Origin of the sequence: Kitasatospora sp. NPDC087315, assembly GCF_044744345.1 — a bacterium.
GTDB lineage: Bacteria > Actinomycetota > Actinomycetes > Streptomycetales > Streptomycetaceae > Kitasatospora.
Map to the genome: position 1 here is coordinate 317,680 of NZ_JBIUYD010000006.1, position 7,490 is coordinate 325,169.

The following is a 7,490-nucleotide window of genomic DNA, read 5'->3' on the forward strand; positions in this document are numbered from 1 at the left end:
ATTTCCATGGGGTTCTGGTATCTTGACCCCGCTTGGCCAAGGCGACACGGGGGCCGGCACGTGACCGGTTTGGAGAAGGCAGCCTTGACGACTCGCCAACAGGTGGCGGACCTGATCGAACAGCGCACGCCCGAGATAGTCGAGGCCTACGAGACCGAGCTCCGGGCGGTCGGCAATGCCATCGCGCAGAACCCGGTCTCACTGAACCAGGCCCTGGTCAACGCCCGGCAGATCATCGCCGACGTGGTCAACAGCCTGCGCGCGGGGCAGGTCGAGGTCGACCAGACGTACAAGCTGCTGGCCTGGGACATCGGCGCGACGCGGGCGGCGGACGGGGTGCACCCCCGGGAGTCCGTCCAGGCCTCCTCGGTCTTCTTCCACGCGGCGCTCTCCACGATATTCAGCCATCTGCCGCAGGGGCCGCGGCCGCTGGACACCTTCACCCTGATCACCCTGGCGCTGGAACGCAGCATCACCCTGCGGATCCGCGAGTCGGTGGTCGCGTACACCGGCTTACTCGTCGACAAGATCCACGAGGCGCAGCTCGACGAGCGGCGCCGGATCGCCCGTGAGCTCCACGACCGGATCGGGCACGGGATGAGCGTGACCCACCGTCAGCTGGAGCTCTACACGCTCTACCTGGACAAGCAGCCGGACCGGGCGAGCGTCAAGCTGGCCACCGCCCAGCAGGCCATCCAGGAGTCGATGCACCACCTGCGCGCGGTCACCTCCGACCTGCACACCCACCAGCCGCTGAAGAGCCTGGAAAAGGCCCTGCTCAGCGACCTGGAGTCGGTGGACTCCGACGAGGTGACGGCCCGGCTCAGGGTGAACGGGGACGAGGCCTGGGCCCCGCCGGAGGTGCTCGACGAGGTGTTCCTGATCCTCCGCGAGGGCGTCCGCAACGCCCTGCGCCACGCCAGGGCCACAGTGCTGCTGGTGAACGTCGAGATCACCCCCAACGAGCTCCGGGCCTCGGTGGAGGACGACGGCTGCGGCCTGCCGCAGGAGCGACCGGCCGACGCCGGCGTCGGCCTGTCCTCGATGCGCGAGCGGGCCGAACTGCTCGGCGGCCGGCTGCTGGTCAACGGCCGTCCGAGCAACGGCACCAGGGTGGATCTCTCGGTACCTCTCAAAGGACGGCTCCTCGATGAACCCGCGCGACGCCAGAGCTGCTGACTCCGCGGCCGCCGTCACCCGCGTCGCCCTGGTCGACGACCACGCGCTGGTCCGCGAGGGGGTGCGCGAGATCCTGGAGTCGCAGGACGACATGGTGGTGGTGAGCGAGGCCGCCAACAGCGGCGACGCGATCGCCCAGGTCGCCCGGCACCGACCGGACGTCGTCCTGCTGGACGTCGAACTCCCCGACGGCGAACCGACCGACACGGTGACCAGGATGCGGGCGCTCTCGCCGTCCTCGCAGATCATCATGCTGTCCATGTACGACGGCCCGCAGTTGCTCCGGCGGCTCATCAACGCCGGTATCCGGGGCTACCTGCTGAAGAGCGTGGACGGCCAGGAGCTGCTCGCGGCGGTCCGCAGCGTCCACCGCGGCTCGGACCGGATGGTCCTGGCCGTCTCCCGGGAGAGCCTGGCCCAGATGCAGGGCGTCACGGAGAGTGTGCTGTCCGCCCGGGAGCTGGAGATCCTGGAGCTGGTCGCGCGGGCGCTGAGCAACGGCCAGATCTCCACCCGGCTGGTGATCACCGAAGCCACCGTCAAGCGCCATCTGCGCAACATCTTCGTCAAACTGGGTGCGGTCTCCCGGATCGACGCGGTGAACAAGGCGATCGGCGCCTCGCTGATCGCCCCTCCGCACGACCAGTCCTGCCATCGCCACCGGGCGGGCTGAGCGCGGGCGGCCGGGGCATGGCGGAATTCGAGGCCGAGGGCGGCTTCGACGACCACGAAGCGTTTCCCCCGTACCCGCCGTCATCTGCGATTGCCACCTGCCCACGCGGCGGGGCGCTTGCCGGGGTTCGGATATTCTGGACGAATGAGCGAAAACCCGCCCCCGTGCCCGAAGTGCTCCAGTGAGTACACCTACGAGATGAACGCTCTGCTGGTCTGCCCGGAGTGCGGCAATGAGTGGGTGCCCGCCGGAGGTGGCGACGCGGGTGACGCCACCGGCTCCGGGGATCGGGTGATCAAGGACGCCGTCGGCAATGTGCTGAACGACGGCGACACCGTGACCGTCGTCAAGGCCCTCAAGGTCAAGGGCAGCCCTTCGGGGATCAAAGCCGGCACCAAGGTACGGAATATCCGTCTGGTCGACGGTGTCGACGGCCACGACATCGACTGCAGGATCGAAGGATTCGGGCCCATGCAGCTCAAGTCGAGTGTGGTCAAGAAGGCCTGATCCATTCGGCCGTCATGAAATGCGGGTAAGGAGCCGTCCTGGCCCGCATTTTTGCATTGCGGGCGATCGCCACGGCATTGCGGGCGGGGGGCGACCCGAAAACCGCGGTCGCGCGGGTCGGCGGCGGGGGTGTGACGGGCCGGGGGGCCGGTGCGGACCGGGCGGGGGCCCGGGTCGGGGTGCGGTGAAGGGGGGCCGGGCGGGGGCGCCGGCGGCGGGGGGTGGGGTTGCCCCGACGGTTCGGGCGGTTACCGGTTGTGGTCACGGGACGAGACTGCCCCGCCCGTTCCGGGTGAATGCGGGGCTCACCCGGATGAGTGATCGGGGCGGGGCGGTCCCGGTTCAGTGGGTGCGGGTGGGGTGTTTCGGGCCGGTCGGGTGGGGCACGGTCGCCGGGAGGGCGTGGCCGGTGGTGTCGTCGGTGCGCCAGGCCTGGGACTGGAAGGCGAGGAAGACCGCGACCCAGCGGTTCTCGGCGGGCAGGTGGATCAGCAGGCCGCCGTCCTGGTAGACACCGTCGTCGGAGCGGAAGCGGCCGCTGTTGCCCTGGTTCAGGTGGATGTCGTGGACGCCGTTGCCGGGCAGGAAGCCGAACACCTTGTCGGGGACCCCGGGTTCGGGCCCGAAGCGCTGGCCGAACAGGTAGACGGCGGCGGCCGGATCGTGGATCGCGCGCTGCACATGGCGGTCGAGCAGGTCGGCGAGGTCGTTGTCGGCGCCCGGCCGGTCGGGCGGCAGGACGCGCAGGCCGGCCGGGTCGAAGAGCCCGCCGCGGACGAAGTCCAGGGCGGCGGTGCCCGGTTTCGGGGGGAGGCCGGTCCAGCCGCTGCCGGCCGCCGGGAGCAGCGCGGTGACCGGGTGCCGGAAGTCGTCCACGGCGATGTAAAGCAGGTCCGAAGGGGACTGCTGCGACTGGACGTTGACCGCCGCCCGGTAGTGCGTGCCGTGCGCGTCGCGGAGGTGGATCTGGTAGTGCGGGGTGTCGGTGGCGCCCTCGCGGCGCCGGTCGACGGCGGTGGCGGCGAGCACGCCGTAGTTCTTGATGGGCATCGATGAGGTCCTTCGGCCGGTCAGGTGGGCGAGCCCCTCCGTTATCCCGTACCGGCCGCCGCCGGTACGGGCGAATCGACAGATGTTCATCCGGCGTACGCCGCAAGGGATTTCCGGAGCGGTCGGCGAACAGGGCCAGGCCGTCGGGCGGGAGGGCGGGCGGACGAAGGCGCCCGGCCCCCCCCGAGGGGCCGGGCGCCGCGCCGCGTACCTGCTACGGCTGGATCCGGTGGGACTCCCCCAGCGCGCCCTCGATGCCCTGCACCATCCGCCAGAGCGGCGCGCGCCGGCTGGCGACCAGCACCACCACGTCGTCCTGCTCCGCGTCGCCGTCGGGCGCGCCCTCGGTGGACCGGTCGCTCCAGGTGCCGGTGACGAAGGCCATCGCCGCGTCCACCTCGGCGATCCAGTCGCTCTCGCCGCCCGAGCGCAGCCAGGTCCGCAGCGCGTGGTTGTGCGCCGAGACCACGGCGGCCGCGATCACGTCGGCCCGCAGCGCGCCGTCCGGGCGCTCGGCGAAGCGGCCGCGCAGGTAGTGCGCGAGCGTGTGCTCGTACCGCCAGACCACCGACAGCTCGTACGCGCGCAGGCCGGGCACCTTGCGGGTGAGCCGGTAGCGCTGGACCGAGAAGGACGGCTGCTCGGCGTACATCCGCAGGACGAGGCGGGCGGCGTCGCAGGCGTGCTTGACCGGGTCCTCCTCGCCGCTGCCGGACTCCAGGAACTCCGTCATCTCGGCGAGGCTGCGCTCGTGGTCGGGGAAGACCACGTCCTCCTTGGCCGGGAAGTAGCGGAAGAAGGAGCGCCGGCCGACCCCGGCGAGCGAGACGATGTCGTCGATGGTGGTCTGCTCGAAGCCGCGTTCCAGGAAGAGCTCGAAGGCTGCGGCAACGAGCGCCTCGCGCATCGCCGGCTTCGACGGCCCGTCGTTCATGGGCTGGTCCTGTTCTTCCTTCTCGCTCATTCCCGGGAACATAGCATCGGCTTTTCCGCCCGGTCGGACCGCGGCACCCGGTGGCCGGGCGGCACCGCCCCAGGGCTACGGGAGGTTGCGGGCCATGACGATCCGCTGGATCTGGTTGGTGCCCTCGTAGATCTGCGTGATCTTCGCGTCCCGCATCATCCGCTCCACCGGGTAGTCCCGCGTGTACCCGTACCCGCCCAGCAGCTGCACCGCGTCCGTGGTGATCTCCATCGCCGCGTCCGACGCGAAGCACTTCGCCGCCGCCCCGAAGAACGTCAGATCGCCGTCCCCGCGCTGCGACCGCGCCGCCGCCGCGTAGGTCAGCTGCCGCGCCGCCTCCAGCTTCATCGCCATGTCCGCCAGCATGAACTGCACGCCCTGGAAGTCACCGATCGGCTTCCCGAACTGCCGGCGCTCCGCCACGTACCCCTTCGCGTAGTCCAGCGCCCCCTGCGCGATCCCCAGCGCCTGCGCCGCGATCGTCACCCGGGTGTGGTCCAGCGTCCGCATCGCCGTCGCGAATCCCGTCCCCTCCGCACCGATCATCCGATCCGCCGGGATCCGCACATTGTCGAAGTACACCTCACGCGTCGGGGACCCCTTGATCCCCAGCTTCCGCTCCGGCGCACCGAACGACACCCCCTCGTCGCCCTTCTCCACCACGAACGCCGAGATCCCCTTCGACCGCAGCTCCGGGTCGGTCACCGCCATCACCGTGTAGAACTCCGACACGCCCGCGTTGGTGATCCACCGCTTCACCCCGTTCAGCACCCAGGAGTCCCCGTCCCGCACCGCCCGCGTGCGCATCCCCGCCGCGTCCGAGCCCGCCTCCGGCTCCGACAGGCAGTACGAGAACATCCCCTCCCCCCGCGCCAGCGCCCCCAGGTACTTCGTCTTCAGCTCCTCCGAGCCCGACAGCTGCACCGGCATCGAACCCAGCTTGTTCACCGCCGGGATCAGCGACGACGAGGCGCACACCCGCGCCACCTCCTCGATCACGATCACCGTCGCCAGCGCGTCCGCCCCCGCGCCCCCGTACTCCTCCGGCACGTGCACCGCGTGCAGATCGTTCGCCCGCAGCGCCTCCAGTGCCTCCTGCGGGAACCGCCCCTGCTCGTCCACCTCCGCCGCGAACGGCGCGATCTTCGCCTCGGCCAGCGAACGCACCGCCTCACGGAGCATCCCGTGCTCCTCGGAGATCCGGAAGAGGTCGAAGTCCTGGGTCATGATCGGCACTCCTGTTTCACGACGGCACTCAGTACCCTTCATTATGCATGTGTGCAGCAAAAAGGGAACTCAGTGCCTTCACAGGGCGGCACTGAGTTCCCTATTCTTTTTCTGCGGTACGCGGGCCGTACAGCGGGTGTACAGCGCCGCCGTCGTGCGGACTCCAGAGCCGGGCCGCCCCCGGCCGCACCGCGCCGCAGCGGAAAGCCCAGTCCGAGCGCAGGGAGAGACAGCGTGGTCCACTCAGCCATCGACACCGACACCGGGAGCACCCCGCTGTACTTCCAGCGCTGCACGTGGTGCCGCAACCCCACCTTCCAGCGGCTGCTCTGCCCGACCTGCGGCTCCACCGACCTGAGGCTGGAGCGGAGCGAGGGCACCGGGGTGGTGCGCAGCTGCGCGGTCGAGCAGGCGCGGACGCCGCTGGCCCGGCAGAAGTCGCTGATCAGGATGAACGAGGGCTTCGACGTCTGGTACATCGTCGGCGGGCTGCGCAGCACCGTTCCGGTGGGCACCCGGGTCCGGCTGACGCCCTCGGCCGGCTCCGACCACCCCGAACTGACCCTGCTGCCGCAGGAGGAGGCCGTACCGGCACAGCCCGCCGAGCCGCGCCCGCTGCCACCGAACCAGGGCGGTTTCACCCAGCATCTGGCGGCGTACGCGGAGTAGAGCCGCCCCGGCCTGTACGGCGGAGGGCGCACCCGGAAGTCTCCCGGGTGCGCCCTCCGTCGTACGAGCCGGGGCGGGTCAGCCCTTGCGGGCCTTCACCTCGCCGGTGAGCTGCGGGAGGACGGCGAAGAGGTCGCCGACCACGCCGTAGTCCGCCAGCTCGAAGATCGGGGCCTCCGGGTCCTTGTTGACGGCCACGATGGTCTTCGAGGTCTGCATGCCGGCCCGGTGCTGGATGGCGCCCGAGATGCCGTTGGCGACGTACAGCTGCGGCGAGACCTGCTTGCCGGTCTGGCCGACCTGGTTGCTGTGCGGGTACCAGCCGGCGTCCACGGCGGCGCGCGAGGCGCCGACGGCCGCGCCGAGCGCGTCCGCGAGCTCCTCGACCACGCCGAAGCCCTCGGCGGCACCGACGCCGCGGCCGCCGGAGACCACGATGGCGGCCTCGGTCAGCTCCGGGCGGCCGGTGGAGACCCGCGGGGTGCGCGAGGTCACGGTGGCGGCGTTGCCGGTGAACGCCACGGTGACGTTCTCCACCGCGCCGGCCGCCGGAGCCGTCTCGGGGGCCACCGCGTTCGGCTTGACCGTGATCACCGGCACGCCGTGGCTGACGCGCGAGTCCACGGTGTACGAGGCGGCGAACACCGACTGGGTGGCGACCGGACCGTTGTCGCCGGCCCGCAGGTCGACGGCGTCGGTGATGAGGCCGGAGCCGAGGCGCAGGGCGACGCGGGCGGCGACCTCCTTGCCCTCGCCGGAGGAGGTGACCAGGACGGCCGCGGCCTCCGCGCCCTGGGCGATCTGGGCCAGCGCGTCCACCTTGGGGACGACCAGCTGGTCGGTGAACTCGGCGCCGTCGGCGACGTACACCTTCGCCGCGCCGTACTCGCCGGCCTTCGCGGCGATCTCGGCGGCGGCCGCACCGGCACCGAGGACGACGGCCGACGGCTCACCGATCCGGCGGGCCAGGGTCAGCAGTTCGAGGGCCGGCTTACGGACCACACCATCGGCGTGGTCCACCAGGACGAGAATCTCAGCCATTGCGCTATGTCTCCGTACGTGGGTGGTGGGAAGGCTGGGTGGGGGCCGGGTGGAACCGGCTCAGACGGCTCGGGTGCGCCGGCTCAGATGAACTTCTGCGCGGCGAGGTACCCGGCGAGCGCCTTGCCGCCCTCACCCTCGTCCTTGACGACCGTGCCCGCGGTCCGCGCCGGACGCGCA

General features: G+C 71.1%; 8 protein-coding genes and 1 pseudogene. 4 read left to right on the forward strand and 5 right to left on the reverse strand.

Going from position 1 to position 7,490, the window contains the following annotated elements:
• Positions 1 to 84: 84 nt before the first annotated feature.
• From ACIO5D_RS11665 to ACIO5D_RS11675, 3 genes are all read left to right on the forward strand, one after another.
• Positions 85 to 1,179: a sensor histidine kinase gene (locus ACIO5D_RS11665; protein WP_363608837.1), complete on the forward strand. Its 1,095-nt coding sequence runs from the start codon at positions 85 to 87 to the stop codon at positions 1,177 to 1,179.
• On the forward strand, positions 1,151 to 1,852 hold the full coding sequence (locus ACIO5D_RS11670; protein ID WP_363608839.1) for a response regulator transcription factor: 702 nt from the start codon (positions 1,151 to 1,153) through the stop codon (positions 1,850 to 1,852). The genes ACIO5D_RS11665 and ACIO5D_RS11670 overlap by 29 nt, the downstream gene beginning before the upstream one ends.
• A gap of 144 nt (positions 1,853 to 1,996) precedes the next feature.
• Positions 1,997 to 2,359 (forward strand): zinc ribbon domain-containing protein YjdM, encoded by a 363-nt coding sequence (locus tag ACIO5D_RS11675; RefSeq protein WP_363608841.1) that lies wholly within the window; start codon positions 1,997 to 1,999, stop codon positions 2,357 to 2,359.
• A gap of 342 nt (positions 2,360 to 2,701) precedes the next feature.
• On the opposite strand, the gene ACIO5D_RS11680 is transcribed toward ACIO5D_RS11675, so the two are convergent.
• The 3 genes from ACIO5D_RS11680 to ACIO5D_RS11690 all read right to left on the reverse strand — a co-directional run bounded on the left by ACIO5D_RS11680 (position 2,702) and on the right by ACIO5D_RS11690 (position 5,600).
• Entirely contained in the window at positions 2,702 to 3,409 is a 708-nt protein-coding gene (locus ACIO5D_RS11680) for a DUF2278 family protein (protein ID WP_400653643.1), read from the reverse strand.
• 214 nt (positions 3,410 to 3,623) lie between these two features.
• Positions 3,624 to 4,316: a TetR family transcriptional regulator gene (locus ACIO5D_RS11685; protein ID WP_363608853.1), complete on the reverse strand. Its 693-nt coding sequence runs from the start codon at positions 4,314 to 4,316 to the stop codon at positions 3,624 to 3,626.
• Between the two features lie 132 nt (positions 4,317 to 4,448).
• Complete coding sequence (locus ACIO5D_RS11690) at positions 4,449 to 5,600, reverse strand: acyl-CoA dehydrogenase family protein (protein ID WP_363608845.1); 1,152 nt, start codon at positions 5,598 to 5,600, stop codon at positions 4,449 to 4,451.
• A 234-nt stretch (positions 5,601 to 5,834) separates the two neighbouring features.
• Here ACIO5D_RS11690 and ACIO5D_RS11695 point away from each other — a divergent pair, with 234 nt between their 5' ends.
• Complete coding sequence (locus ACIO5D_RS11695; protein WP_363608847.1) at positions 5,835 to 6,269, forward strand: hypothetical protein; 435 nt, start codon at positions 5,835 to 5,837, stop codon at positions 6,267 to 6,269.
• Positions 6,270 to 6,347: 78 nt separating this feature from the next.
• Here the strand turns inward: ACIO5D_RS11695 and ACIO5D_RS11700 are convergent, their stop codons facing one another.
• Together ACIO5D_RS11700 and ACIO5D_RS11705 are read right to left on the reverse strand one after the other, a co-directional pair.
• Entirely contained in the window at positions 6,348 to 7,310 is a 963-nt protein-coding gene (locus tag ACIO5D_RS11700; protein ID WP_400757479.1) for an electron transfer flavoprotein subunit alpha/FixB family protein, read from the reverse strand.
• A gap of 83 nt (positions 7,311 to 7,393) precedes the next feature.
• Positions 7,394 to 7,490, reverse strand: a pseudogene (locus ACIO5D_RS11705) (electron transfer flavoprotein subunit beta); the annotation flags it as partial.